Source organism: Natrinema salinisoli (genome assembly GCF_020405205.1).
Lineage (GTDB): Archaea > Halobacteriota > Halobacteria > Halobacteriales > Natrialbaceae > Natrinema > Natrinema salinisoli.
This window is the reverse complement of the sequence record NZ_CP084469.1, coordinates 1,950,954-1,974,889: the sequence shown is the minus strand read 5'-3', so window position 1 is coordinate 1,974,889 and position 23,936 is coordinate 1,950,954. Positions and strand designations below refer to the sequence as shown.

The window sequence follows — 23,936 nt, the reverse complement described above, 5'->3', positions numbered from 1 at the left end:
CCCAGCCGATTCGCTCGGTCGCTCCGCTCCCTCGCTCATCCCTCGCGCAGTATCGTCGGCTGGCCTCACTCTCGTTCGGCCAGCCGTCAGCGCGCGCCACCGCACGTCGCTTGATCGGTCGGGAGTAATACGGGGGCTCTGCTTCCTGAATTGTGTCTCAAGAGTGTTTGACACGAAAAATCGCGGAATCGTCGACTGTTGGTCCTTCGTCGAGCGGGAGGGTGTCGGCTCTCGACGACGACTCCCTCGATTCGTTCGACCTGTTCACTTCCACCTTCCTCCGGGAACGTTTTTTAAGCCCCACCTCGAAAGGCCGATGATGGAACTCGACGATCATGCCGAGGATCTCGCCTCCGACCTCGGTGTTGACAAAGAGGAGGTCAAATCCGACCTGCAGAATCTGGTGGAGTACAGCGTTCCGGTCGACGAGGCCAAGCAGAGCCTCCGACGGAAGTACGGCGACGACTCCGGGGGCGGTGGCGGCACGCCGTCCGCGAAGGACATCGCCGAGATCACGCCCGACGACGGCAACGTCACCGTGACGGGCGTCGTCCTGACGGCGGGCGAGCGCTCGATCCGGTATCAGGGCTCCGATCACGTCATCGTCGAAGGCCGACTGGCCGACGAAACCGGCGTCATCGACTACACCGCGTGGGAGGACTTCGGCCTCGAGCCCGGCGACGCGATCACCGCGGGCAACGCTGGCGTCCGCGAGTGGGACGGCGAACCCGAGCTCAACCTCGGCGAGAGCACCTCGCTTTCCTTTCAGGACGACTCGCTCGAGGTACCCTACGAAATCGGTGGCGAGGCGCAACTGGCCGACCTCCGGACCGGCGATCGCGCGGTCACCATCGAGGTCACCATCCTCGAGTGCGAGCGCAAGACGATCGACGGTCGCGACGGCGAGACGGACATCCTGAGCGGCGTGTTCGGCGACGAGAGCGGGCGTCTCCCGTTCACGAACTGGGACCCCGCGCCGGAGATCGAGGATGGCGGCACGGTTCGCATAGAGAACGCCTACGTCCAGGAGTTCCGCGGCGTCCCCGAAGTCAACGTCTCCGAGTTCTCGACGGTCACCGCACTCGATCGGGAGATCGACGTCGGGAGCGACACCTCGACGATGAACGTCGGCGAAGCCGTCGGCACCGGCGGGATCTACGACGTCGAGGTCGTGGGGAACCTGCTCGCGGTCCGTGACGGCTCCGGGCTCATCCAGCGCTGTCCCGAGTGTTACCGGGTCATTCAGAAGGGACAGTGCCGGACCCACGGCGACGTCGACGGGATCGACGACCTGCGCGTCAAGGCGATCCTCGACGACGGGACCGGCACCGTCACCGTCGTCCTCGACGACGAACTCACCGAACGGGTCTACGGCGGTACCCTGGACGATGCCCTGGAGCAGGCCCGCGAGGCCATGGACCAGGAGGTCGTCGCGGACCGGATCCGCGAGCGAATCGTCGGTCGTGAATACCGCATCCGCGGTCACCTCTCGGTCGACGAGTACGGCGCGAACCTCGACGCCGAGACCTTCGAAGAGAGCGACGACGATCCGGCCGCCCGTGCGTCGGCCTTCCTCGAGGAGGTGGACGCATGAGCGCGAACGGTACCGGCGACGGCGACGAGGAGGTGCCGGGACGAGAGATCGCCTATCGGCTCTTCGCCGCGGAGTACGACGACGCGACGCTCTCCTACGCCGAAAGCGACGAGGAACGCGCGCCGAACTACGTGATAACGCCGACCGGCGCACGCCTCAACCGCGTCTTCGCCGTCGGCACGCTGACCGAGGTCACGTCGGTCAACGACGAGATGGTCCGCGCCCGCGTCGTCGATCCGACCGGCGCATTCGTGGTCTACGCCGGCCAGTACCAGCCCGACGAACTGGCGTTCCTCGAGCAAACCGAACCACCCGCGTTCGTCGCGGTGACGGGCAAGGCCCGAACGTTCCAGCCCGACGATTCGGACCAGGTCTACACCTCGATTCGCCCGGAGAGCATCGCGACGGTCGACGCCGACACTCGAGACCGCTGGGTCGTCAGCGCGGCCGAACAGACGATCGACCGCATCGGCACCTACGCCGGTGCCGCCGAACTCGACGCGAGCGGCGAGGCGCTGACCGACGCGCTGCTCGAGGCCGGAATCGAGTCGGGACTGGCAGCGGGGATCCCGCTCGCGCAGGACCACTACGGGACCACCCCGTCGTATCTGGCGGCCCTGCGACACTGCGCGCTCGAGGCGTGCGAAGTCGTCGCAGGCGATCGCGATCAGGTGAGCGGGCTCGACGTCGCTCCCGACGGGACGAGCCCCGAGTTCGACGCGACCTTCGACTCGCTTGCCGACCTCGACGGCGTCGATATCGAGGCGCTCGAGGCCGGTGCCGAACCCGAGGCGGACGCACAGCAGGTGGACCCGGTCGCGGCGACGGCCGGCGGAAGCGACGCAGCGGTCGATCCCGAGGACGCGCATTCCGGCTCCGCGGCCGGAACGGCGACGAGTGACGGCTCGGAGTCGGTCGCGGCGACCGAGATCGACGGCGGACCCGAGGCGGAGACGGCTGCGGCCGACCCCGAGACCGACACAGCCGAAGCCGACCTCGACGCGGGCTCGAGCGACGACGAGTCCGAGCCCGAGGGTACCGATACTGACTCCGCTACCGCGGTCACAGCCGAGAACGACGACGCGACGGCTGGGGTCGACGACGAAACCGCCGACGTTTCGGCCGGTGATGAGGCCGACGAGTCCGGTGAGGACGACGAGGGTGACGACCCCGGCGACTTCGATGCCGGCGACGTCGACGACAGCATGTACGAGATGGACGAGGAGGAACGCGAAGAGCTCGAGGAGGAGTTCGGCGCGGAGTTCACCACCGGGAGCGAGGTCGACGACCCCGGCGAGGCCGACATCGACGTCCCCGAGGCCGACGATCTGGAGGCCGATCCGGGAGCGGGCGAGGACGAGGCGGCCGAATCCGCCCCCGCGGAGCCGGACGACGATCTCGGCGCCCCACCCGAATCCGGACTCGAGAGTGCGGATGCAGACGAGTCGGACGACTCACCCGAGGCGGAATCCACGGCGGCGGACGAACCGGAATCAGAGCCGGACGCTGACGAATCATCGACTGCGGACGAACCCGAAGGGGACGACTCCGAAAGTGACGACGAGCCGGCCGACGACGTCGATCTGGCGGACTACGTCGTCGAGACGATGGAGGAACTCGACGACGGCGACGGTGCCGCCCGGACCGACCTGATCGAGACGGTCGCCGCGGACACTGGTGCAGCCACCGACGAGGTGGAAGACGCGATCCAGGACGCCCTGATGGGCGGCCAGTGTTACGAGCCCGACGACGAAACGCTGAAAGCGATCTGATCGAGCGACGATGCGAGACGAGTCCCGCCCTGTTTCCACTTCCGAATCGACGCCCGCTCGCGTCGAACCCGTTCCAGGAGAACCGGCCGCAACTGCAACCATCGGGAGCGAACGCGCCCTGTTCGTCGCCGACTACCACGCCGGTTACGAGGCCGGGCTGCGATACGAGCGCGGCGTCGACGTTCCCAGCCGGGCGCCCGATCGCCGAGACCGATTATTGTCGCTGCTCGAGCGGACCCGTCCCGACAGACTGGTCGTCCTCGGCGACCTCATGCACTCGATCGGCGACCCGGGCGGGGCCGAACGCGGCGAGCTCGAAGTGTTGTTCGAATCGTTCGCGGCCGACCTCGCGGTCACCGTCGTCAAGGGGAACCACGACGGCCGAATCGAAACCTGGCTCGCGGACGGTGATGACATCGAGGCGGTCGTCGACGTTGTCCCCGGCGACGGCATCGCTCTCGGTGACGTCGGTGTCTGTCACGGGCACACGTGGCCCTCCGCGGCCGCCCTCGAAAGTGACGTGCTCTGTCTCGGTCACGAACATCCCTGCGTCCGACTCGAGGACGAAGTCGGCGGCAGCCGCGTCGAACGGGCGTGGCTCCGCGGGCGGCTCGATCCCGCCCCGTTCGGTGATCGGCCCGAATACGACGGAGTGTCGTGGCTCGAAGGGGACGCCGAGTCGCCGCGCGTGGTCGTCTTTCCGGCGTTCAACGACCTCGTCGGCGGGACGTGGATCAACGTGACCGGCCAGTCGTTTCTCTCGCCGTTTCTTCCGGCGGGGCTGGCCGAAGGTGAGGCCTATCTGCTAGACGGGACGCGACTCGGCTCGTACGAGTCGGTGTGATGAGGGTCGGACTCGTCTCTCAGCAGTGAGAGGTCGATGACTGTCGGTTCAGCGACCGGAGGAACGCCACTTGTTCAAGAGGGAACCATATATTTTCACACTTAAATAGTAGAATATTTCAGGCGTCTTTGGCGATATGATTGTATGTCACTTCGGCAACCTTCTGCGCTGTTCTTCGCCGTCGTCGCTGGCGGGTATGTCGGTCTCCTGGCCACGGTCGTGACTGGCCCCGTAATCGGGGTGGGATACCTCACATCGTGGCCCGTCGTGATCGGTGTCGGTGTTGGTTTCGCCATCGCAGTCCAGTGCTATACTCGGAGCGCACTCGCGTCAAAAATCGTTCGCAGCCGCCTGTATTTGCTCCCCCTTGCAGTGCCGCTCAGTCCGTTTTTCGCTGGCCCACTGTTCGCTCTCCTCGGTCGTCACGGCTACGAAACGGTGGTCACAGTCTGGATCTACGAACTGCTCGCCGTCGCGCTCGCAGGGGCCATCTTCTCCATGGTCACGGTAAACCGCCACGTCGTCGTCCTCCACGAACGGGAATCGGTGCTGGCCGAGTGGCGGGCACGCCCGGATTCCCGGTACCGATGGCTCGTTCGGCTCGGCGGATTCGGTGTCGGCTGTAGCTGTTTCGTCGGTGGATTTGTTTTCGCTCTCTTCGTCGATCTGACTCTCAATCCGTTTCCCGTGTTCGGTGGCGTGTTGATCGCACAGGCGCTTACCATCGGTCGATATCGCACGTACACGCTGTTCGAAAGCGGACTGTGCATACAGCAATCGAAGACGTTCAATTACCGGTTCGTGCCCCGAACGCAGCTACGATCGGTCGACCTCGCGGACGACCGGCTCACGATCCGTCGCGAATTTCCGTGGCCGCTTCCGATTCGGTGTGCCACGGCGACGATACTGCGGCCTCGACAGGTTACGGACGCGTTCGAACAGCTACTCGAGTCGAACCAGGCGGTAACGTGGCAGAGCTGATTTGTAGCTGCTGGCCAACAGATGGACCCCGAATCGTCTTTCCCTGTTCTATTTCCGCCTACCGGGCGGTCGAGACGGGCTGACGACGGGGAGTGGGATCTCGACTGATCTCGCTGGACGACTACCGCTCTACCGTTTCGGACCTGATTTCGTCCCCCTCACGCCACTGGTAGTAGTAGTACTCGACGCCGCCGATCTCCGTTACCGAGACGGTCGCGTGCTCGGGCACGCCGTCGGGATACGCGTCCGGGTCCGAATCGTCAGCTTCCGTGTCCTCCACACCCTCGTCTCGCTGTGCTTTCCACGCCGCCAGCGCCTCGAGATAGTCGCTCGCCGACCGGAGCGTCGCCGGCTCTCGGTCGGCGAGTTCGCGGACTGCTTCGCGGCTCGCGGGGTCCAGCTCCGGCGGCACGGTCGGTCGCTCGTCCGCAGTCATGTCTCCCGCTGGGAGCGGGGCGACCGTAAAACGTCGTCTTTTGGGTCGATATCGTCTCGTTCGCGACGGCCTGAGAGGCGTTGACGTCCACCGTATTGAGCCCTAATATCCATTAATATCGTCCGACGTATGGATTTATATACGGAAACGAGGTGGCTATTGCTGACAATGGCTTCACAGAAACACCGCTCAGCATCACGGATCGATCCGGTTCCAGACGACCTCGAGTCGGCGCAGGCGAAACTCGTTTATTTCTATCTCGACGTGGCCGAGGGCGCGACGGTCGACGAACTGGGCGAGATACTGGCGATGAAGAAGATCGATATCCTGAGCGTGCTGAACTCGCTTTCGAGCGCCGGCTACGTCGAACAGGCGGAGTCGGAGTACGTCGTCACGAACTGATCTCGAGACGGGAGAATCGCCGCTGATCCTTCGATCGTAGCCGTGGAAAACGAACGGTGAGCACAGCCAGCCGTGTCGCCGCGGGTGCTGACGGGGGGACCGTCGGGGCAGTTGCCGCGGTAGTCAGCCCGTCAGAACGTCTCGAGGTAGCGGTCGAGTTCCCAGTCGGAGACGTCGACGAGGTAGTCCTGGAACTCCTGGCGCTTGGCTTCGACGAACTTCGGGCCGACGTGGTCGCCGAGCGCGTTGTAGATGACCTCGTCCTCCTCGAGGGCGTCGACGGCTTCGCCGAGGTTCGTCGGGAGCGTATCGATGCCGTACTCCTCGCGCTTCTGTTCGTCGAACTCGTAGATGTTCTCCCGGACCGGGTCGGGGCACTCGAGGTCCTTCTCGATGCCGTCGAGACCCGCGTGGATCATGACGGCGAGGGCGAGGTAGGGATTACAGGACGGGTCCGGCGAGCGCAGTTCGACGCGCGAGGCAGCGGGGACGCGGGCGGCCGGCTTGCGGATCAGGGCCGAGCGGTTGCGGTCGGACCAGGCGACGTACACCGGCGCCTCGTAGCCGGGCACCAGCCGCTTGTAGCTGTTGACCGTCGGGTTCGCGATCGCCGTGATCGCCGGCGCGTGCTCGAGGATGCCGGCGATGAAGGAGTGGGCGGTTTCCGAGAGATCGAACTCGTCGTCCGCGTCGTGGAACGCGTTCTCGCCGTCTTCGAACAGCGAGAGGTGGGTGTGCATCCCGGAGCCGTTGATGCGCGGGATCGGTTTGGGCATGAACGTCGCGTGCTGATCGTGCTGGGCGGCGATCGCGCGCACGACGGTACGGAACGTGCCGACGTTGTCGGCCGTCGCGAGCGCGTCGTCGTACTCGAAGTTGATCTCGTGTTGGCCCTGCGCGACCTCGTGGTGGCTCGCTTCGATCTCGAAGCCCATGTCCTCAAGGCCGTAGATGATGTCGCGGCGGACGTCGCTGGCGAGGTCTTTCGGCGCGAGGTCGAAGTAGCCGCCGTGGTCGCCCGTCTCGGTCGTCGCGCGGCCGTCCTCGTCCTCCTCGAAGAGGAAGAACTCCGGTTCGGGTGCGGCGTTGACCGTGTATCCCAGGTCGTCGGCGCGCTCGAGGGCGTTCTTGAGGACGCGGCGTGGATCGCCCTCGAAGGGTTCGCCCGTCGAGGTATCGATGACGTCACAGATCATGCGGGCCGACGCGCCGTCCTCGCGCTTTTGCCACGGGAGAACCGCGAACGTGTCGGGATCGGGCTTGAGCCGCATGTCCGATTCCTGAATGCGCACGAAGCCTTCGATCGAGGAGCCGTCGAAGTAGATTCCCTCGGTGAACGCCTTCTCGGCCTGTCGTGCCGGCACGGAGACGTTCTTGACGGTTCCCAGGATGTCGGTGAACTGCAGCCGGAGGAAGTCGATGTCCTCGGCCTCGATTTCGTCCAGTACCTCCTCTTCCGCAGCGGTCAGATTTCCGTTCGTCATCTTCTACTCGACTACGACAATGGATTCTACTATTAAAGCTCTACTGTTGTGGGCGAATATACGCAAATCGCTCAGAAAACAAACGAACGTGGTTTATAATATGGCATATTCGAACTGTGGATTACATCGACCGAAAAAGTGCTAGTCGAACTGCATAATCGTGTAGTGGTAGCTCGGATCGCCGGTAGGGTTGACACTCGTTACCGTACGTTCCACACACCGAATCCGGCTCCGCGGATCGCCGATCTCCAGTTCCAGTGAGCTATCTCTCGGTCGTCGGTCGAGTGCCGGTCAGGAGAGCGAGACTCGAGAGGCCGAGCGCCACGCTGGCTCGCCAGATCGTCGCCGATCGACGCAGCGCTCGCGGCCACGCCGCCAGCGGCTTGCCCGTCACTCGAGCGGGCGACGGCTCGTTCCTCGGCCGTTTCGCGAGCGTGGTCTCGCAGATTGGGCAGTTATACGCGACGTATCGCTCCGCCCGCTGCACCGCCCAGTCACCGTCGATCGCACTCGAGTGGTCGCACTCCCAGCAGAACAGCGTCGCTTTCCGCTGCGTCGGCGAACCGTCGTCGCGGTCGAATCTGGGCAGGGTCATCGAGCCGTGGTACAGGCCCCAGCTATAAAATCGCACTCCGAAAACCGTTCGCACAATACCTCACGCTGGTGAATCGTCTCTCCGACAACGTCAGCCGGTCCGAGTATTGGGAGATCGTACCGTGATCCGGTCGGTCGAGTATGCGACCGAACACCGAACCCGACCATTGCGGCGTCACAGGTTTCCGCCGCGAACACCAACTCGTGAGTATGGCCACGACCAGCAAGCCGACCCGACTCGAGACGGGCGACGATCTCGACGACTTCGTGACGAGCCACGACGTGGCGCTCGTGGAGTTCTACACCAGCGGGTGTGCGCTGTGCCAGGCGATGGAACCGGTACTGGGGAACGTCGCTCGAGCGACGGCCGTCGCGATCGGCATGGTCAATCCCGGCGACGATATCGAACTCGTCGATCGGTTCGACATTCGGTCGGTTCCGACCCTGATCCTGTTCGAGGACGGGACCGAGACCGCGCGGCTCGCGGAAGGGTTCCAGGGCGGCGACGCCGTGACCGACTTCCTCGAGGAGCGCGTTCCGACGGCGGTCGATGCCGAACCGACGAGCTAACGCAGGTATCTTCGTCGACGTCGAGCCACCGCCGACGCCGAACCGACCGCGATCGGTCACGGTGAGGCGACGCGTCGCTCGAGCGGCCACGAACCCTTATCACTGCTCGCTCGTACACCCCACCAATGGCCGACGAGGACGGTGCCGAGCTGTTGGCACTCCGGTGTGACGCCGTGTCCGATCTGGGAGAGACGGCGCTACGAGACCTACTGGAGTACTTCGACCCGGACCTCGTCTACGTCGTTCGCGAATCGTCGGACGTCCGCGTCCTGAGCCGACTCCGTCGGTCGTTCGACGGGCCGGTCGTCGCCGCCAGCGGCCCTGCCGACGTTCGGACGGAGACGGTGGCGGGCGTCTCGTTCGTCTTCGCGGGTTCGGCGGCGCTGCTCGCGGACGCTCGGGACGACGCGCCGCCCGCCGACTTCGTCGTCTGCGACGATATCGAGCCGACGACCGACGCCGTCGCGCTGGAGGCGACCCTCGCCGGTAGCGAGTCCATCGCCAGCTACTACGCTCGAGCGAGCGGCTCACCGACCGTCCTCACCGGTGCGCTCGAGGCGAGCTACGATCACGTCTGGGACGTGACCGTCGACGGCCGGCCGGTTCGGCTGCCGGTACGCGGCGTTGCCCCGTTGCGGCGCTCCGGAGCGGCGGAACTCGCTTGCCTCACCTGCGACCGGCACGGCTCGGTCGCGGTCTCGTCCGTGCCAGCGGACCGGTTCGGACTGCGGGCGCTCGCCGGCGTCGGACCGACGACGGCAGCGCGGCTCCGGGAGAACGGATATAACACGCGCGCGGCCGTCGCCGAGGCCGCCGAGGCGGACCTGCGTTCGCTCCCCGGAATCGGTACGGCGACGGCTCGAGAACTGATCCAAAGCGCGGGTGCGCTCGCCGGCTCCGAGGTGATCCGCCGGACGGACGAGCCCGTTCCGCCGGCGTCCGAGACGGCGACGCCGCTGTTCGTCGACATCGAAACCGACGGGCTCCAGCCGACGATCATCTGGCTGGTCGGCGTCTACGATCCCGCTCGCGACGAGTACGTCGACTTCGTCGACACCGATCCGAGCCGCGACGAGCCGGGCGCTGCGACCCGCGAGTTCGTCTCGTGGCTGGCCGCCGAGTACGATGCGCCGTCGCTGGTCGCGTGGAACGGCCACTCGTTCGATTACGAACACCTCGAGCGGTTCGTCGCCAGTCACGTCCCCGAGTACCACGACTTCTGGCGCGAGCACGTCTCGACGTACGACCCCTACGACTGGGCCGTCCGACGGGAGAACGCCGTCCTGCCGGGCCGAACCAACCGACTCGAGGACGTAGCCGAGGCGCTGGGCTGTGACCGAACGGGAGCCGCGGCAGCGCTCGACGGGAAGACGCTGGCGGAGCGAATTCGGCGGTTGCTCGAGAGCTCGAGTTCGCGTCGATCCGACACGGACGATAGTACCGAACCCTCCTCGGAAATCGACTGGGAGGCCGCTCGACGCTACTGCGAAGCCGACGTTCGCGAACTGGCCGCAGTCTACGACGCGATCAGGGCGGCCCCGCCCGAAAGAGCGGAGACGGCAGCGGAGAACGGGGATGGATCGACGACCGATTCGACGACGCAGACCGGTCTCGCAGACTTTTGATCATGCCAACTGACGACACCGATACCGTGACCGACGGGTGGGACGACGCCGGATCGAACGACCTCGCGCTGACCGGGGACGAACTGGTCGAAACGTATCCGTCGAAGCGCTACCACGGACAGGCCCACGAGCGGTTCACCCTGCCCGCGGAGTCGGCCAGCCACGTCTCCGCTCGGGAGGTGCTGCCGGCGGACCTCGCGGCGAAACTCGACGTCGATCCGTGGAGTCACCAGGCCGAGGCCCTCGAGGCCCTCGATGGCGGGGAGAACGTCTGCGTCGCGACCTCGACGTCGTCGGGCAAGACCTACGTCTACGGGCTGGACATCGCGCGACGGTTCCAGGAAAACCCCGACGTGCGCGCGCTCCTCGTCTATCCGACGAAGGCGCTCAGCCGCGATCAGGAGCGCGAACTCAACGATCTCTACGAGGCGCTGGGGCTGGACGTAACTGTCGGCGTCTACGACGGCGACACGAAGCGACAGGAGAAGTCGCGCATCCGCGAGGAGGCGAACGTCGTCATCACGAATTTTGCAGGGTTGAATCAGTACCTCAACGGACACCACCGCTGGGCCGCGTTCCATTCGAACTGCGAACTGGTGGTGATCGACGAGGCCCACGCGTGGACCGGGATCAGCGGGATGCACGCCGCCTGGATCCTCCGGCGGATTCGACGGCTGATCGACTGGTACGGCGGCGACCCCCAGTACGTGCTGACGACCGCGACGATCGGCAACCCGGCCGAACACGCGCAGGCGCTGACCGGCGAGCCGGCAACGGTGATCGACGAGGACGGCTCGCCCAGCGGCCGTCGGCACCTCCTGTTCTGGGACCCGCCGGCGGACGATAGCGGATACGGCGACGGGTCGAATGGAGCCGATTCGGACGACTCCGACACCGGCTGGTCGCCGAGCAAACGCCCCGCGACCGTCGAGGCACCCGAGGTCTGGGCCCACTGCTGTTATCACGGCGTCCCGTCGCTGCTGTTCTGCGACTCGCGAAAGCAGACCGAACTGGTAGTCGGGCGGGCGCGAGAGCACCTCGAAAGCTCGAGCCTTCCCTACCGCGACGCGACCGAACTCGCCGCCTACAACGCGGGCCACGGGAAGAAATCCCGACGCGGAACGGAGAACCGACTCAAGAGCGGCGCGCTCGACGGCGTCGCGACGACGAGCGCGCTCGAGGTCGGGATCGACGTCGGCGGGATCGACGGCACCGTCCTGTTGGGCTATCCGGGCTCGAGACAGTCGTTCTGGCAACGGATCGGCCGCTCGGGGCGCGACGAGCGCGCGGCCCTCTCCGTGTTCGTTCCGAGCTACTCGACGCTCGATCAGTACATCCTCCGCCATCCCGAGTACGTCCTCGAAGAGGAGCCCGAGAGCGCGGTCGTCGACCTCGAGAACAATCCGGTCTATCTGCAGCACCTGCGCTGTGCGGCACAGGAACTGCCGCTGCGCCGCGACGACGCGGACCGATTCGGTGGAATGGACCGCCTCGAGCGGGCCGTCGAGTACGGCCGGCGGACGGGCGACTTCGAGGGGTCGCTCGAGGGCGGGGTGACCTACGCCCATCGAGATCGACCCCAGGACGGGATCGACCTCTACGCCTCCGGCGGGAATTCGTTCGAGGTCCGGCTGGCCAGCGACGAGTCGTTCGATCACGAGCCGATCGGGACGGCGCGCGCGTACAGAGACTACCACGAGGGAGCGACGGTGCTGTATCGAGGCGACCAGTACGAGGTGGTCGAACTCCGCGAGGATCGCCCGCAGCCGTACGTGTCGCTCGAGCGGTGCGACGTCGACTACTACACGCAATCCCAGCGCCAGACGACGATTTACGATACCGAGGTCGAGGAGTCCCGCGATGTCGGCCCGTTCCGCCTCAACTGGGGGTACGGAACCGTCACGGTCCACCACGGTACGTTCATGAAACGGGAGATCGGCTCGGGCGACGTTCGCGCCGTCGGCCTCGAGACCGGCGTTCCGCCGCTGGAGATGCGCACCCAGCTGTGCTGGGCCGAAGTACCGAACGACGTCGAACGCGCCGTGACGACCGCACACAGCGACTATCACAACGACGACTGCGAGGACCTGCCGCCGCGGCTCCACGGCTACCTCGGCGGGATTCACGCCGTCGAGCACGCGATGATCGCCGTCGCACCGCTCGAACTGACGGTCGACGCGGCGGACCTCGGAGGCCTCGCGACCAATCGACTGCCCGACACCCCCGAGAAGAGCGGCTGGTTCATCTACGACGGCGTCGAGGGCGGACTGGGCTTTTCGCGGCGGATTTACGAGGAGTACGAGGCGGTCGCCCGCAGGGCTCGCGATCTCATGGCGGACTGCGCCTGCGGGCGCGACGAAGGGTGTCCGGCCTGCCTCATGAGCGATCGCTGTGGTAACGACAACCGGCCGCTGTACGCACCCGCAGCGACGGACGCGATCGATGCGCTGCTCGGCACTGGCAGTATCACGGACCGAACGACGGCCCTCGAGACGGACGACGACGAACGAGACGAACGCCGACCGCCAGCGTCGATCTCGTGACGATCCTACTCGTCGGGCTCGAGTTCGCTCGGGTCGAGGTCGTCCGCGAGGTATCGCTCTCCCGCATCGGTGACCTCGTAGACGCCGGGCATGAGTCGATCCAGAAGGCCGTACTTGGTCAGCTCGCGACACCGGTAGGCTGCGTACTTCGCCGGACAGATCCCTTCCTCTTCGATCCCCGTCGGTTCGAAGACGTCCTCCGAGTGCATGAACTCGAGGAGTCGCCTGTCGACGGGCTCCATCCAGTCGGCATCGGTTTCCGCCTCGTCATCGGCGGCGGTGTAGACCGGCGTCCCGGCCACGGTGTCGATGACGGTTCCGGTCACTCCATCGTCGCCGGCTCCGACTTCTGTATCGACCTCGACGGCGGGGTGGACCGGCGTCTCGGCGTCACCCTCGCCACCGGTATCGCTGTCGGGATCGGAAGTAGGGTCGTCCATGCGTGGCAGTTCGGGCCCCGCCAAAGAGTATGTTTACTTCTCGATCGGGATCCGCTGACCGAGGTCGACGGGTCGCGGTGTGACTGGAGAACGGCGTCGGGTTACGGCTCGGGCTGTTCGGGCGCGTCGTAATCGACGTGGACGTTCGGGGTGCTCGCGGGATCCAGGCCCGTGATCGAACGGTCGACGAACGTCACGTCGGTCAGATCCCCGCGGAACCGGAACGTTACCGTCCCGTTCTCGACCGTCCCTTCGACCGTCGTTCCCGAGAGGACGGTCACGTCGGCCGCCCACGTCTCGTCGGCCAGCTCGATCTCGCCGTCGACCGTCAGTTCGAAACTCGAGGGGGTCCCCTGACCGATGATCGTCAGCGTGTTCGGGAGATCGGCGTCCGTGCGATCGGTAGCGGATCCCGTCCCGATCGCTGCGATCGTCGCCGTCGCGGTCGTTTCGGTGCCGATCGGAGACGCGTCCTCGATCTCACTATCGGCCACATATCGACTGGTATCGTCGTCAACTGTCGCTTTCTCGGGTGCCATATACTGGACAGAGCCGGGCATGGCAGCATAAACTTTCTCACTGATATAACGGTCGGAAAAACCGAAATACATCTTCTCGAGCGATATACGGCCGTAATCTTGAACAGCCAGGATCGGACTCGATGCCGGTCGCTCGGGACTACTCGATCATCGCTCTGCCAGTTTCAAGAGAGGGTCGCCGACCTCGAGGAGCGAGCGAACCGGGTGGAGCGGAACCCGACGGAGGGCGCTGTCGACACCGGACCGGATTGGTGGACCCGACCGTCCGCTCGCTCGTCGATTGCCGCGAGCCCGAACTGGGGTTTCGAGGGGACTCGGTCGGTCAGTCGGTGTCCTCGAGGAGCCCGAGTTCGGTGGCGACGAGATCCGCGATCCGATCGGCGATATCCGGATCGACCTCGGCGACGTCGTCGCCGTCGTGGAGCTGGTCGTTGTGTCGCTCGATGGCGTCGGCGACGTCCGAGAGCGGAACGCGGGAGGTCGTCTCGCAGTCCGGACAGACGACGGGGACGCGGGGCGTACCCTCGTCCGGCTCGCTTGTGTTCGTCATTTGTCGCGTATCTCGTGGCGACCGTCAAAACCTAATTGGTTCCGACGGCGGCCGGGTCCGGTCGGTATCGGCTGACTGTCGCGACGAGGCGGAGCGATCGAAATCGCAGCTAGGATGTGTAACGTTAACGCATATCACCTGCTCACGGGATTCTCCCGCCCGTTTTCGCCACGGAATTCAGTAGTCAGCCGGTAGTATTATCATGATCCGGTCGGATAACCCGGTAGACGGGGGTACGACAGTCTGCTGGTGGGTGACCCCACTCGATCCGTCCGCCCCGTCACGACGTGCGAGGAACTCCATGGTTCCCGGCTACATCCGTAGCCGTTCCCTGTCTTTCGATCCGACCCGTACATCGACCGGAGTGACGACGCTTTCGGAAACTCGCTCGGCCGGACTAGACGCGTAGAGCGCGGACTGGGAAATCGTCCTGGGGATCACTCAGTCCCGGTAGCGAGCGAGTGTGGCGACCGACAGCGCGAGGAGGGCGACGACGACGCCGAAGCCGGGCATTTCGTCGGTTTCGTCGGTTTCGTCGGGATCGCTCTCGTCAGTTTGCCGGTCAGTCGCGGTCGCCGAACTACTCCCGTTCTGCTCGGAATCCGAGGCGTTCGTACCGTCGGAAGCCACCCGCTCGTCGGCCGGCGCATCGAGCTGGAGGACGACCGTCACCTGGGCGTGGGTCGCGTTCTCGGCCGCGTCGTAGGTCCAGCCGCCACCGGCTTCTTCGTACGGTTCCGCAGCCGCGACCGGATCGATGTCCGTGTCCCAGCCCTCTCCCTCGGGGATCTGTTGGATGTAGCCGGCGACGTCGATCCGGTCGGCGTGCTCGCCGCTGAGCTGCGCTTGGCCGTACTCGACGGTCGCGTCTTCGGAGAAGCCGTGGAACTCGATGCAGTGGGAGTCCATGTAGCCGTCGCCCTGTGCGACGTCCGGGTCGGTCCCGAACTGATCGCCGTCGAGCGGGAACTGGTAGTGTTCGTTCATCGGGAACTCGACGGTCATCGGGTCCGCGTCCGGGTGCCAGCTCGTGGCGTCGTTCGTCGGGATCGTCACGGACGTGTTCGGCACGGATTCACCGATGACGGGCTCTCCGTTTTCGTTGACCAGCGTCACGCAGATTTTCCCGGAACCGTCTCCGAGATAGGGTGTCCGGTACTCGTCACGCGGATTCTCGTAACTGACCCAGCTTCCGTCGTCGGCCGCCGCCTCGAAGTAGGGATCGCCCGGTTCCGGGGCCGGCTCGAGGTACGCTTCCTCCGAAACGGTTCCGTTCGACTCGGGATCGACGGGAGCCGCGGACGCACCCGCAGCACCCGTCGCGACGAGACTCGCGATCACGGCCAGCCCGACCCCGAGCGCGAGAAGTGTCCGGCGCGTACTCGAGGCGGAATTTCGTCTCCCGGCCATGATCACTCACCGAAACCGGTATCGACGGCAACCGACTCGATCGGACGACTCTTTCGTGACGACGACAGTCGTGTGGTGGGACTGATCATCGAACCAAGGTATCGGAGTTACCGTTCTATATATGAGCAGCGTACTCGAGGAGTAGCGGGATGCTGTTCGCGGTAGGCCGTCGTTTGGGTAGCCCCATCCGCTCGAAGGCCGACCGAAACCGACGCTCAGGTTTCCTCTACCGGTCCCGCCCCAGCGGTCGTTTCGGGGGCATCGAAGCCGCACACCGACGCCGACTCCCAATCCAGTGACCAGTCCGGGCGATGCACTCGAGTACGGCGTCGAAGACCCGCTCGCACGACCCGCGCGGACGCCGGCCGGCCCCTTTTCCGATAGCTGGTGGTACGTCCGCTCATGAGCGACGACGAACGGAGCCACGATCGCGTCCAGGATCGTGCCGAGCAACGGAAATCCGCGGTCGCGGACCACACCGAATCGATCCTCGAGGACGTCGAACGCGACCTCGGCGAGCTGGAGTATCCGGTCACCAGCGAGGAGTTGGCGACGGAGTACGCCAATGAACCGATCGATATGCCCAACGAGACGGAATCGCTGGGGAGCGTCTTCGACCGGCTGGTCGACGAAGAGTACGATTCGCCCGAGGAGGTCCGGGAGGCCGCGTACGGTGAGATTACGGGGGAGGCCGGCAGCCCTAACGAGGCCAACGCCGAGCGCGATCTCGACGAACTGGACGACGAGAGGCAGGGGTCGCTCGGCGAGAGCGGGAGCGGGACGGACTGAGCCGGGAGATCGTCGACTGCCGGCGGATCGGCCGATCGCAACGCCCTCGGGGAGAACGTGATAGCAGAACGGATTTACGTTCCCGCCCCCTGTTTTCGCGTATGGATTACGAATCGAGTCTCGACCGAGCGATGGAGGACGTCCCCGACATCGGGGGCGACGAACAGCGACTGCAGATCCCCGATCCGCAACCCCAGAAGGACGGCGCGTTCACGCGAGTGACGAACCTCGACGAGATCGCCGACGTCCTCTCCCGGGACACCGAACATCTCCACCGGTTCATCCAGCGCGAGCTGGGGACCAGCGGCAAACTCGAGGACGGCCGCGGCCGGTACAACGGGACCTTCTCCCAGACGGATCTCGACGCGGCGATCGACGCCTACGTCGACGAGTACGTCCTCTGTTCGGAGTGTGGCCTGCCCGACACGCGACTCGTCCGCGAGGACCGGACGCCGATGCTGCGCTGTGACGCCTGCGGTGCCTTCCGGCCCGTCACCAAGCGCTCGACCAGCAGCCAGCAGCAACAACAGCAAGACGCCGTCGAGGAGGGCAACACCTACACGGTCGAGATCACCGGGACCGGTCGCAAGGGCGACGGTGTCGCGGAGAAGGGCAGCTACACCATCTTCGTCCCCGGCGCGGAGGAGGGCGACGTCGTGGACATCTATATCAAGAACATCTCGGGCAACCTGGCGTTCGCCCGGCTCGACTGAGAAGGCGGTTCGATTCGTTCGGTTTCTCCGGCACCGCGTCTCCGTGACCGACGGGATCCCGTCCCCTCACCGCACCGATTCGGGGAGGGCAGCCGGGAGACAGACGACCTTCTCGCGGCCGACACGGTAGCGTTTGATCGCGTCGCCGTCCTCGAGTTCCGACAGGAGCCGACTGAGAGTGGCGTCCGACCAGCCGTAGCGGTCGGCGAACCGTTGCTGTTTGATCCGGCCGCCGTGTTCGAGCAGGACCGCGCGGACGTACTCCTCGGGCGTGATGCCGTTTTCGAGAATGGCACGCCTGTTCGTGGGGCCGTCGTCGGGGTCGACGATTCCGATCGTAATCGGCCGGTCGTCGTCCGATCCGGAAATCAGCTCCGTCCCGGCGCTTTCGCTTCTCGATCGGTGAGCCGCTCCCGTCGGTCCCGAGTCGCTTCGAGAGCCGCCGCTCGCTTCATCGGCATGCGAATCGGCGCTGATCGCGTCTACGACGCCGATACAGGTGCGGATTGTCCGTTCGACGGCGGTTCCGAGTTCGATGGGGAACGGTGAGTGTCGTCGGTTCATCGTAGTTTCAGATGACAACTACGTAATAAAAGGCGTATGCACAAAACCGTCCAAACAACCGCCCGCCACCGGACCGCGAAGTTAAAGTGAGCTTGTCCTAGTCACACTCCTGTGGGAGTATCGTTCGACCTCTTTGGAACGCTTGTGACCGCCGATCGGCCCGACGACCCGGCTGCGGCCGTCGCAACCGAGTTAGCGAAACGGGACGTCGTCGTCCCCGACGACTGGGCAGAGGCCTATACCGAGGTGCACGTCGATGCACCCGACGGCGCGGAGGTCCCGCTGCCGGCCCACGTCTCGCGCGCGCTGGCGAGCCGCGACGTCGACTACGACCGGAACGCCCCCAGGCGGGCCGTCGTCGCGGCGTTCGATCCGGCCGTCGAGACCAGACCGGGAGCGCTCGAGGCCGTCGACGCCGCTCGAGAGCGAGGCCCGGTCGCGATCTGTTCGAACTGCAGCGTGCCCGAGCTGGTCGGCCGGACGCTCGTCAGGAGCGACTTCGAGCGCGACGACTTCGACGCGATCGTCACGAGCGTCGGCTGTGGCTGGCGCAAGCCCGCGACCGAGATCTTCGAACTGACCGCCGACGAACTCGGCGTCGCCGCGTCCGACCTCGTCCACGTCGGTGACGATCCGCGAACCGACGGCGGTATCGAAGCCGTCGGCGGGACGGCGATGTTGCTCGAGGATCGATCGCTCGAGGGGGTTCCGGAACGGCTGGCAGCGCTGACGGCCGACGAACACAGCAGTCATGACTGAGCGCCGCCGTTGTGTCGACAGCATGGAGGCGAGGACGGAGTGTTGACGACGCTCGCGGTCATCGGCCTGGCGTTCAGCCTCGATCTACTGATCGGCGAACCGCCGACCGCGGCCCATCCGGTCGCCTGGTTCGGCCGGCTCGTCGGAGCGGTCGATCGGCAGTGGAGCGCCGACGAACGCCGCCAGCGGCTGGTCGGCGTCGGAATCGCCGCCCTGACCCCGCTCGTTCCGGCTGTCGTCGCGGCTGGTGCCGTTCTCGCGGCGGCCACGCTGCATCCGATGGGCGGCGGCGTGGCCGCCGCACTCGTTCTCTTCTTGACGACCAGCCTGCGCTCGCTGCTCGAGCTCACCGAGGACGTCGTCGCGGCGACCGACGGCGATCTCGACCGGGCTCGCGAACGGGTCCGTGGGCTCGTCGGCCGAGACACGGCGACGCTCTCGGCCGACGAGCTTCGCAGTGCAGCGGTCGAGAGTGCGGGCGAGAACCTCGCGGACGGATTCGTCGCGACCCTGGTTCCGTTCGCGGTTCTCGCGCCGATCTCGCTGCCGGCCGCCGCGGCGGTCGCCGCGTGGATAAAAGGCGTCAACACGCTGGATTCGATGCTGGGGTACCCCTCGAAGCCGGTCGGTACCGCGAGCGCGCACTTGGACGACTTCGTCATGCACCTGCCGGCCAGACTCGCAGCCGCATCGATCGCCGTCGCTGCGGCCGATCCGTTCGCACTCGCTCGCGCCCGACAGTGGGCGCGGGCACCGCCGTCCCCCAACTCCGGCTGGCCGATGGCGACGCTCGCCTGCGCGCTCCCGGTCCGCCTCGAGAAGGCGGGTGTCTACGTCCTCAATCCCGATTCCGCGCTCCCGACCGTTGCGGACGGGGAGCGGGCCGTCACCCTCGTGGGACGGGCGGCCGTCGTCTCGATCGCCGCCGCTATCGTTTTGGCGGTGATCGTTTCCGGCTCGCCGGCCCTCGAGTCGGTCGGTCGACGAATCGCGGAGGTGGGCCACGGATGACTGTAATCGGCCGCTGGGTCGGTGCCGTCCGCGGCGGCCTCGGATTCCTGACGCGACTCCCGGTTCGACACCGCGAGGGCGATTGGGACGCGTTCCGCTCGACGCCGGCGGTGTTTCCCCTCGTCGGCCTCGTCGCGGGCATGTTGGCGGCGATACCGCTGCTCGCGATCGACCGACTCGGAGCGCCGACCGTCGCAGTAGGGTATCTGCTTTCGGTGTACGCCGTGACCGGTATTCACCACCTCGACGGGATCGGCGACCTGGGCGACGCGCTGGTGGTTCACGGCGACGCGGAGCGCCGTCGTGAGGTACTGAAGGACACGACGACCGGCGTCGGTGCGCTGCTGGCGGTATCGATCACCGTCGCCGCGCTGGCGCTGGGGGGCCTCGGACTGGCCGAACTTCCCCTCTTTGCGGCGGTCGGCGTCGCAATCGGGGCCGAAGTCGGAACGAAGCTCGGAATGGCCGGGATGGCCGCCTACGGGACCGCCGCGTCCGACGGGATGGGCGAGCAGTTCATCGACGGATCGACCCCGGGATCCTTCTTTTTCCCGCTGGTCGTCGCGCTCTCCGCAGCCACGTTCGCCTGGCCACACCCGGGTGCAGTCGCCCTCTGTGGAGCCCTCGCCGGCGGGGGGCTTCCCTGGCACTGGGCGAACCGGAATCTCGGCGGCATCAACGGCGATATCTTCGGTGCCGCCAACGAAGTCGGCCGCGTCGCCGGCGTCCATCTGGGGGTGATCGCGTGGACGCTGTTGTGATGTGCGGCGGAAAGGGAACCCGCCTCGAGAGCCGCCACGAGAAGCCGCTCCACCCGATCGAGGGGACGGCGATGGTCGATCGCGTACTGGCGGCCCTTCGAGAGAGCGAGATCGAGGCGATCTACGCCGCCGTCTCGCCGAACGCGCCGGACACCCGCGCCCATCTCGAGTCGGCCGAGGGTATTGCGACGATCGAAACGGCCGGCGACGGCTACGTCGCCGATCTGATGACTCTGCTCGAGCGGCCCGACCCGTCGCCGCCGCTTCTGACCGTCGCGGCGGATCTGCCGCTGCTCGAGGCCCCCGTCATCGACGGAATACTCGCGGCCCACGGCGAGGGCGACGCCTCGCGGACCGTCTGCGTTCCCGTTGCGCTCAAGCGACGCCTCGGGGTCAGTATCGACTCGCGACTCGAGGCCGACGACCACCTTGCGCCGACCGGGGTCAACGTGGTCGGCAGTACCGACGAATCGACGACTATGACAGACGTATACTACGATCCGCGACTCGCAGTGAACGTGAACCGACTCGAAGACGCCGCCATCGCGGCGGACCGGCTGCAGCGCCGGTCCGCGGAGGGCCGGTAGATGCGACTGCTCCTCCCCGCCGGAACGACCGAGACGGCACTGATCGACGGTATCAGCGCCGCCGGGGCGGCCCCGGAACTGATGGCGCACACGCCCTCGGCCGACGTCGAGATCCTCGAGTACGGCGAGCCGGTCGCGTCGCCGGTGACGCCGGTGAGCCCGAACGGCTGTCCGACGCCCGCCGCCGTGACCCGGGCCGTTCGGGAGGTCGTCGGCTTCGACGTGTCGGTGATCGATGCAGGGCTTAGCCAACCGACGGCCGCATCGACGGTCGATCTCGGCAGCGAGCCCGGATCCGACATTCGAAACGACATCGCCGTGCCGGACGCCCGCGCCGCCTTCGATCGCGCGTACGATTACGGCGCGAGTCTCCCGGACGAGCGGCTCATGATCGGCGAGACGGTCCCCGGCGGGACGACGACCGCACTCGGCGTCCTGACCGCGCTCGGGGAGCCGACGGGCGTCTCCTCGTCCCTGCCGACGAACCCGATCGAACGCAAGCGAGGGGTCGTCGAGGAGGCGCTGGCCGCGAGCGGCCTCGAGCCGAGTGACTGCGAGGGTGCGCCGCTCGAGGCGATCGAAGCGGTCGGTGATCCCGTCCAACCGGTGGTGGCAGGGATCGCCGCCGGCGCGCTAGAGTCCGGCACCGAGGTGACGCTGGCGGGCGGGACCCAGATGGTCGCCGTCGCCGCTGCGGTGCGCCACGCGGGAATCGACGCGCCGCTGTCGACCGCGACCACGTCGTTCGTGGCCGACGAGCAGGGCGACCGGCTTCGCGAAGCCTGCGACCGGTTCGATTGTGAACTCGCTGTCACCGACCCCGGCTTCGACGGACGCGACCACGTCGCGATGCGACGCTACTGCGCCGGCGAGGCCAAGGAGGGCGTCGGCATGGGCGGCGCGCTCTCGCTCGTCCCCGACGGCGAGATGGCGGCCGTCAGGGATCGACTCGAGACGGTCTGCGCTCGGCTCGGAATCGATGACGAGGAGGGTGCTGCCGAGACCGCACCGAGCACCGAACCCGACGCCACCGCGGAGGGAACTCGTGGACCCTGACTCGATCCGAGTCGGGGACCGAGTCCCCCACGGCGGGGAGCCCGACCGCGACCTGCTGGATTTCTCGGCCAACACCAACCCCCGAACGCCTGAGGGCGTCGGCGACGTCTACACCGCTGCACTCGAGGAGTCTCGCCGTTATCCGGACGACGACTACCCGGCGTTCCGGGCCGCGGCCGGCGAGTTCGTCGGCTGCGAGCCGGAGCGAGTGATTCCCACGGCCGGCGGGCTGGCGGCGATCCGGCTCGCGATGGAGTGCGTCCTCGAGCCGGGTGACGAGGCACTCGTTCCCTACCCCAGCTTCGGGGAGTACGCCCGCGAAGTCCAGCTACAGGGGGCGACACCGAGGTTCGTCCGGTACGACGACCTGTTCGAGATCGGATCGACCGTGCTCGATCCGTGTGCCCTCGCGGTGCTCTGTACGCCGAACAATCCGACCGGAGACGCGGTCGATCCGGACGCGCTCGAGTCGTTCGCCGCCCGGTGTGCGGACGCCGGTACGACGCTCCTCGTCGACGAGGCGTTCCTCGGGTTTACCGATCGGTCGTCGGCGGCCGAACTCGAGCGGGAGAACGTCGTCGTCGCTCGCTCGCTCACCAAACTGTTCGGCCTGCCCGGACTCCGCGCCGGCTTCGCCGTCGCAGCTGGCGAGCGACGCGACGCGCTCGCGACGGCTCGCCGCGCGTGGTCGCTCGGGACGCCGGCCGCCAGCGTCGGCGCACACTGCCTGCGACGGGACGAGTTCGTTCGCGACACGCGCGCTCGCGTCGCCGGCGAGCGCGAGCGGATGCGGGAGGCGCTCGAGGACGATTTCGACGTTTACGACTCGGACGCGCCGTTCCTCCTCATCGGCGTCGGCGACCGCGACGTCTCGACGGTGATCGACGATGCGCGAGCCGCCGGCGTCGCCGTTCGCGACGCGACGACGTTCCGCACCCTCGATTCGCACGTCCGGGTCGCGGTCAAGGGCCGAAGGGCAAACGATCGGCTGCTCGCCGCGCTGGGCGTTCGCAGTCACGACGACGTCGACCCCGAAACGGAGTCATGACCGAGCCGGACCTCGACTACGATTCGCTTCGGCGGGACGGCGTGCTTCAGGTCTCTCGATCGAACACTGAATGGCTCTCGACCGGCTGGAACGGCGGCCGCTGTACGGCGGACCGTGCGTACAACGTCTCCGTTCCCGACGGCTGGGACCGGACGGATCTCGAGCGCTACGTCGACGAGCGACTCGAGCGGGCGGGGTTCGGGACGCCCGACGGAGCTTCTGCCGGGCCGGTTCTGTTGACGGGCGTCGACATCGCGGACGCTCGCGGTGCTCGCCGCGGTCCGGTCACGGCCTATGCGACCGCGGGGATCTCGAACCCCGCCGCGTTACCGATGCGCCCGACTCCCGCAGAGGAGGTCGACGCTGTGGGGGAAGGGTCCGAGGAGTCAGCGCTCGAGCAGGGCCGGGGTACCGTCAACGTCATCGTCGGGACCACGCGGGCGCTCGCGCCGGGCGCGCTGGCAAACCTCGTTGCGGTCGCCGCGGAGGCGAAGGCGGCGACGTTGCTCGCCGAAACCGGCTTCCCCGGGACGACGACGGACGCGATCGTCGTCGGCCACGATCCGACGGGGTCGCCGGCCGAGTTTTCGGGAAGCGGAACTATCGTCGGCGCGGCGGCGCGCGCCTGCGTTCGGGACGCCGTTCGGGCATCGCTTCGTGCCCACTACGAAGCCGCCGACTTGAGCTGCCCAGAATCGGTCGAGGCTGCGGCATACGGCGTCTCGACGGACGGGCAGGCCACCGTGTTTCACCCCGCACTCGAGACATCCGAGAGCCGGACGACGAACGAGTGATTGGTGTCACGTGCCCGGGATCCCCGCACGCGAAGCGATGACAGCGGTTTCTCACGTCTCGAGCGGCCGG

At 66.7% G+C, this 23,936-nt stretch carries 25 protein-coding genes; 17 read left to right on the top strand and 8 right to left on the bottom strand.

Annotation, left to right across the window (positions count from 1 at the left end):
- The first annotated feature begins 319 nt into the window (after window positions 1–319).
- The 4 genes from LDB05_RS09715 to LDB05_RS09700 all read left to right on the top strand — a co-directional run bounded on the left by LDB05_RS09715 (window position 320) and on the right by LDB05_RS09700 (window position 5,191).
- Entirely contained in the window at window positions 320–1,594 is a 1,275-nt protein-coding gene (locus tag LDB05_RS09715) for a Single-stranded DNA binding protein (RefSeq protein WP_226007723.1), read from the top strand.
- Complete coding sequence (locus LDB05_RS09710) at window positions 1,591–3,366, top strand: hypothetical protein (protein WP_226007722.1); 1,776 nt, start codon at window positions 1,591–1,593, stop codon at window positions 3,364–3,366. Before LDB05_RS09715 ends, LDB05_RS09710 begins: the two co-directional genes overlap by 4 nt.
- A gap of 10 nt (window positions 3,367–3,376) precedes the next feature.
- Window positions 3,377–4,210: a metallophosphoesterase gene (locus tag LDB05_RS09705; RefSeq protein ID WP_226007721.1), complete on the top strand. Its 834-nt coding sequence runs from the start codon at window positions 3,377–3,379 to the stop codon at window positions 4,208–4,210.
- Between the two features lie 144 nt (window positions 4,211–4,354).
- On the top strand, window positions 4,355–5,191 hold the full coding sequence (locus LDB05_RS09700) for a hypothetical protein (protein WP_226007720.1): 837 nt from the start codon (window positions 4,355–4,357) through the stop codon (window positions 5,189–5,191).
- A 121-nt stretch (window positions 5,192–5,312) separates the two neighbouring features.
- On the opposite strand, the gene LDB05_RS09695 is transcribed toward LDB05_RS09700, so the two are convergent.
- Window positions 5,313–5,627, bottom strand: a complete 315-nt coding sequence (locus tag LDB05_RS09695; RefSeq protein ID WP_226007719.1) for a hypothetical protein — start codon at window positions 5,625–5,627, stop codon at window positions 5,313–5,315.
- Window positions 5,628–5,795: 168 nt separating this feature from the next.
- On the opposite strand from LDB05_RS09695, the gene LDB05_RS09690 reads away from it, so the two are divergent.
- Window positions 5,796–6,029: a helix-turn-helix domain-containing protein gene (locus tag LDB05_RS09690; RefSeq protein WP_226007718.1), complete on the top strand. Its 234-nt coding sequence runs from the start codon at window positions 5,796–5,798 to the stop codon at window positions 6,027–6,029.
- A gap of 131 nt (window positions 6,030–6,160) precedes the next feature.
- Here the strand turns inward: LDB05_RS09690 and glnA are convergent, their stop codons facing one another.
- Both glnA and LDB05_RS09680 read right to left on the bottom strand, forming a co-directional pair.
- Window positions 6,161–7,513 (bottom strand): type I glutamate--ammonia ligase, encoded by a 1,353-nt coding sequence (gene glnA / locus LDB05_RS09685; RefSeq protein WP_226007717.1) that lies wholly within the window; start codon window positions 7,511–7,513, stop codon window positions 6,161–6,163.
- Window positions 7,514–7,775: 262 nt separating this feature from the next.
- The gene (locus tag LDB05_RS09680; RefSeq protein WP_226007716.1) at window positions 7,776–8,108 is read right to left on the bottom strand and encodes a DUF8106 domain-containing protein; all 333 of its coding nucleotides are present in this window, start codon (window positions 8,106–8,108) and stop codon (window positions 7,776–7,778) included.
- 209 nt (window positions 8,109–8,317) lie between these two features.
- Between LDB05_RS09680 and LDB05_RS09675 the strand changes: the two genes are divergently transcribed.
- The 3 genes from LDB05_RS09675 to LDB05_RS09665 all read left to right on the top strand — a co-directional run bounded on the left by LDB05_RS09675 (window position 8,318) and on the right by LDB05_RS09665 (window position 12,845).
- A complete protein-coding gene (locus LDB05_RS09675; RefSeq protein WP_226007715.1) occupies window positions 8,318–8,677 on the top strand; it encodes a thioredoxin family protein in 360 nt (119 codons plus the stop codon).
- 125 nt (window positions 8,678–8,802) lie between these two features.
- Window positions 8,803–10,302 (top strand): ribonuclease H-like domain-containing protein, encoded by a 1,500-nt coding sequence (locus tag LDB05_RS09670; RefSeq protein ID WP_226007714.1) that lies wholly within the window; start codon window positions 8,803–8,805, stop codon window positions 10,300–10,302.
- Window positions 10,303–10,304: 2 nt separating this feature from the next.
- Window positions 10,305–12,845 (top strand): DEAD/DEAH box helicase, encoded by a 2,541-nt coding sequence (locus tag LDB05_RS09665; RefSeq protein ID WP_226007713.1) that lies wholly within the window; start codon window positions 10,305–10,307, stop codon window positions 12,843–12,845.
- A 5-nt stretch (window positions 12,846–12,850) separates the two neighbouring features.
- Here LDB05_RS09665 and LDB05_RS09660 read toward each other — a convergent pair whose 3' ends face one another.
- The 4 genes from LDB05_RS09660 to LDB05_RS09645 all read right to left on the bottom strand — a co-directional run bounded on the left by LDB05_RS09660 (window position 12,851) and on the right by LDB05_RS09645 (window position 15,784).
- Window positions 12,851–13,285, bottom strand: coding sequence for a hypothetical protein (locus LDB05_RS09660; protein WP_226007712.1), 435 nt, complete (start codon window positions 13,283–13,285; stop codon window positions 12,851–12,853).
- Window positions 13,286–13,386: 101 nt separating this feature from the next.
- Window positions 13,387–13,824: a hypothetical protein gene (locus LDB05_RS09655; RefSeq protein WP_226007711.1), complete on the bottom strand. Its 438-nt coding sequence runs from the start codon at window positions 13,822–13,824 to the stop codon at window positions 13,387–13,389.
- Between the two features lie 322 nt (window positions 13,825–14,146).
- Window positions 14,147–14,374 carry a DUF8149 family protein gene (locus tag LDB05_RS09650; protein WP_226007710.1) on the bottom strand — a complete coding sequence of 76 codons (228 nt, stop codon included), beginning with the start codon at window positions 14,372–14,374 and terminating at the stop codon, window positions 14,147–14,149.
- Window positions 14,375–14,815: 441 nt separating this feature from the next.
- Window positions 14,816–15,784 (bottom strand): PGF-CTERM sorting domain-containing protein, encoded by a 969-nt coding sequence (locus tag LDB05_RS09645; RefSeq protein ID WP_226007709.1) that lies wholly within the window; start codon window positions 15,782–15,784, stop codon window positions 14,816–14,818.
- Window positions 15,785–16,186: 402 nt separating this feature from the next.
- Here LDB05_RS09645 and LDB05_RS09640 point away from each other — a divergent pair, with 402 nt between their 5' ends.
- Together LDB05_RS09640 and LDB05_RS09635 are read left to right on the top strand one after the other, a co-directional pair.
- Window positions 16,187–16,573 carry a DUF5789 family protein gene (locus LDB05_RS09640; protein WP_226007708.1) on the top strand — a complete coding sequence of 129 codons (387 nt, stop codon included), beginning with the start codon at window positions 16,187–16,189 and terminating at the stop codon, window positions 16,571–16,573.
- A 101-nt stretch (window positions 16,574–16,674) separates the two neighbouring features.
- Window positions 16,675–17,286, top strand: coding sequence for a translation initiation factor IF-2 subunit beta (locus LDB05_RS09635; protein WP_226007707.1), 612 nt, complete (start codon window positions 16,675–16,677; stop codon window positions 17,284–17,286).
- A gap of 66 nt (window positions 17,287–17,352) precedes the next feature.
- Here the strand turns inward: LDB05_RS09635 and LDB05_RS09630 are convergent, their stop codons facing one another.
- Window positions 17,353–17,850, bottom strand: coding sequence for a helix-turn-helix transcriptional regulator (locus LDB05_RS09630; protein WP_226007706.1), 498 nt, complete (start codon window positions 17,848–17,850; stop codon window positions 17,353–17,355).
- Between the two features lie 111 nt (window positions 17,851–17,961).
- On the opposite strand from LDB05_RS09630, the gene LDB05_RS09625 reads away from it, so the two are divergent.
- The 7 genes from LDB05_RS09625 to LDB05_RS09595 are packed head-to-tail and all read left to right on the top strand — an operon-like array spanning window position 17,962 to window position 23,866.
- On the top strand, window positions 17,962–18,609 hold the full coding sequence (locus LDB05_RS09625) for an HAD family hydrolase (RefSeq protein WP_226007705.1): 648 nt from the start codon (window positions 17,962–17,964) through the stop codon (window positions 18,607–18,609).
- Between the two features lie 39 nt (window positions 18,610–18,648).
- A complete protein-coding gene (cbiB, locus tag LDB05_RS09620; RefSeq protein ID WP_226007704.1) occupies window positions 18,649–19,620 on the top strand; it encodes an adenosylcobinamide-phosphate synthase CbiB in 972 nt (323 codons plus the stop codon).
- Entirely contained in the window at window positions 19,617–20,381 is a 765-nt protein-coding gene (gene cobS, locus LDB05_RS09615; protein ID WP_226007703.1) for an adenosylcobinamide-GDP ribazoletransferase, read from the top strand. Before cbiB ends, cobS begins: the two co-directional genes overlap by 4 nt.
- Entirely contained in the window at window positions 20,381–20,968 is a 588-nt protein-coding gene (locus LDB05_RS09610) for an NTP transferase domain-containing protein (protein ID WP_226007702.1), read from the top strand. Before cobS ends, LDB05_RS09610 begins: the two co-directional genes overlap by 1 nt.
- The gene (cobT, locus tag LDB05_RS09605) at window positions 20,969–22,024 is read left to right on the top strand and encodes a nicotinate mononucleotide-dependent phosphoribosyltransferase CobT (RefSeq protein WP_226007701.1); all 1,056 of its coding nucleotides are present in this window, start codon (window positions 20,969–20,971) and stop codon (window positions 22,022–22,024) included. It abuts the gene before it with no gap.
- Window positions 22,014–23,072 (top strand): pyridoxal phosphate-dependent aminotransferase, encoded by a 1,059-nt coding sequence (locus LDB05_RS09600; RefSeq protein ID WP_226007700.1) that lies wholly within the window; start codon window positions 22,014–22,016, stop codon window positions 23,070–23,072. Before cobT ends, LDB05_RS09600 begins: the two co-directional genes overlap by 11 nt.
- Window positions 23,069–23,866: an adenosylcobinamide amidohydrolase gene (locus LDB05_RS09595; protein WP_226007699.1), complete on the top strand. Its 798-nt coding sequence runs from the start codon at window positions 23,069–23,071 to the stop codon at window positions 23,864–23,866. The genes LDB05_RS09600 and LDB05_RS09595 overlap by 4 nt, the downstream gene beginning before the upstream one ends.
- Window positions 23,867–23,936 lie beyond the last annotated feature (70 nt).

Excerpts from the sequence above, each read along its gene's own strand:
- LDB05_RS09715 (WP_226007723.1), top strand. The coding sequence starts at position 320 with ATGGAACTCGACGATCATGCCGAGGATCTCGCCTCCGACCTCGGTGTT.
- LDB05_RS09710 (WP_226007722.1), top strand. The coding sequence starts at position 1,591 with ATGAGCGCGAACGGTACCGGCGACGGCGACGAGGAGGTGCCGGGACGA.
- LDB05_RS09705 (WP_226007721.1), top strand. The coding sequence starts at position 3,377 with ATGCGAGACGAGTCCCGCCCTGTTTCCACTTCCGAATCGACGCCCGCT.
- LDB05_RS09700 (WP_226007720.1), top strand. The coding sequence starts at position 4,355 with ATGTCACTTCGGCAACCTTCTGCGCTGTTCTTCGCCGTCGTCGCTGGC.
- LDB05_RS09695 (WP_226007719.1), bottom strand. The coding sequence starts at position 5,627 with ATGACTGCGGACGAGCGACCGACCGTGCCGCCGGAGCTGGACCCCGCG.
- LDB05_RS09690 (WP_226007718.1), top strand. The coding sequence starts at position 5,796 with ATGGCTTCACAGAAACACCGCTCAGCATCACGGATCGATCCGGTTCCA.
- glnA (WP_226007717.1), bottom strand. The coding sequence starts at position 7,513 with ATGACGAACGGAAATCTGACCGCTGCGGAAGAGGAGGTACTGGACGAA.
- LDB05_RS09680 (WP_226007716.1), bottom strand. The coding sequence starts at position 8,108 with ATGACCCTGCCCAGATTCGACCGCGACGACGGTTCGCCGACGCAGCGG.
- LDB05_RS09675 (WP_226007715.1), top strand. The coding sequence starts at position 8,318 with ATGGCCACGACCAGCAAGCCGACCCGACTCGAGACGGGCGACGATCTC.
- LDB05_RS09670 (WP_226007714.1), top strand. The coding sequence starts at position 8,803 with ATGGCCGACGAGGACGGTGCCGAGCTGTTGGCACTCCGGTGTGACGCC.
- LDB05_RS09665 (WP_226007713.1), top strand. The coding sequence starts at position 10,305 with ATGCCAACTGACGACACCGATACCGTGACCGACGGGTGGGACGACGCC.
- LDB05_RS09660 (WP_226007712.1), bottom strand. The coding sequence starts at position 13,285 with ATGGACGACCCTACTTCCGATCCCGACAGCGATACCGGTGGCGAGGGT.
- LDB05_RS09655 (WP_226007711.1), bottom strand. The coding sequence starts at position 13,824 with ATGGCACCCGAGAAAGCGACAGTTGACGACGATACCAGTCGATATGTG.
- LDB05_RS09650 (WP_226007710.1), bottom strand. The coding sequence starts at position 14,374 with ATGACGAACACAAGCGAGCCGGACGAGGGTACGCCCCGCGTCCCCGTC.
- LDB05_RS09645 (WP_226007709.1), bottom strand. The coding sequence starts at position 15,784 with ATGGCCGGGAGACGAAATTCCGCCTCGAGTACGCGCCGGACACTTCTC.
- LDB05_RS09640 (WP_226007708.1), top strand. The coding sequence starts at position 16,187 with ATGAGCGACGACGAACGGAGCCACGATCGCGTCCAGGATCGTGCCGAG.
- LDB05_RS09635 (WP_226007707.1), top strand. The coding sequence starts at position 16,675 with ATGGATTACGAATCGAGTCTCGACCGAGCGATGGAGGACGTCCCCGAC.
- LDB05_RS09630 (WP_226007706.1), bottom strand. The coding sequence starts at position 17,850 with ATGAACCGACGACACTCACCGTTCCCCATCGAACTCGGAACCGCCGTC.
- cobS (WP_226007703.1), top strand. The coding sequence starts at position 19,617 with ATGACTGTAATCGGCCGCTGGGTCGGTGCCGTCCGCGGCGGCCTCGGA.
- LDB05_RS09610 (WP_226007702.1), top strand. The coding sequence starts at position 20,381 with ATGTGCGGCGGAAAGGGAACCCGCCTCGAGAGCCGCCACGAGAAGCCG.
- cobT (WP_226007701.1), top strand. The coding sequence starts at position 20,969 with ATGCGACTGCTCCTCCCCGCCGGAACGACCGAGACGGCACTGATCGAC.
- LDB05_RS09595 (WP_226007699.1), top strand. The coding sequence starts at position 23,069 with ATGACCGAGCCGGACCTCGACTACGATTCGCTTCGGCGGGACGGCGTG.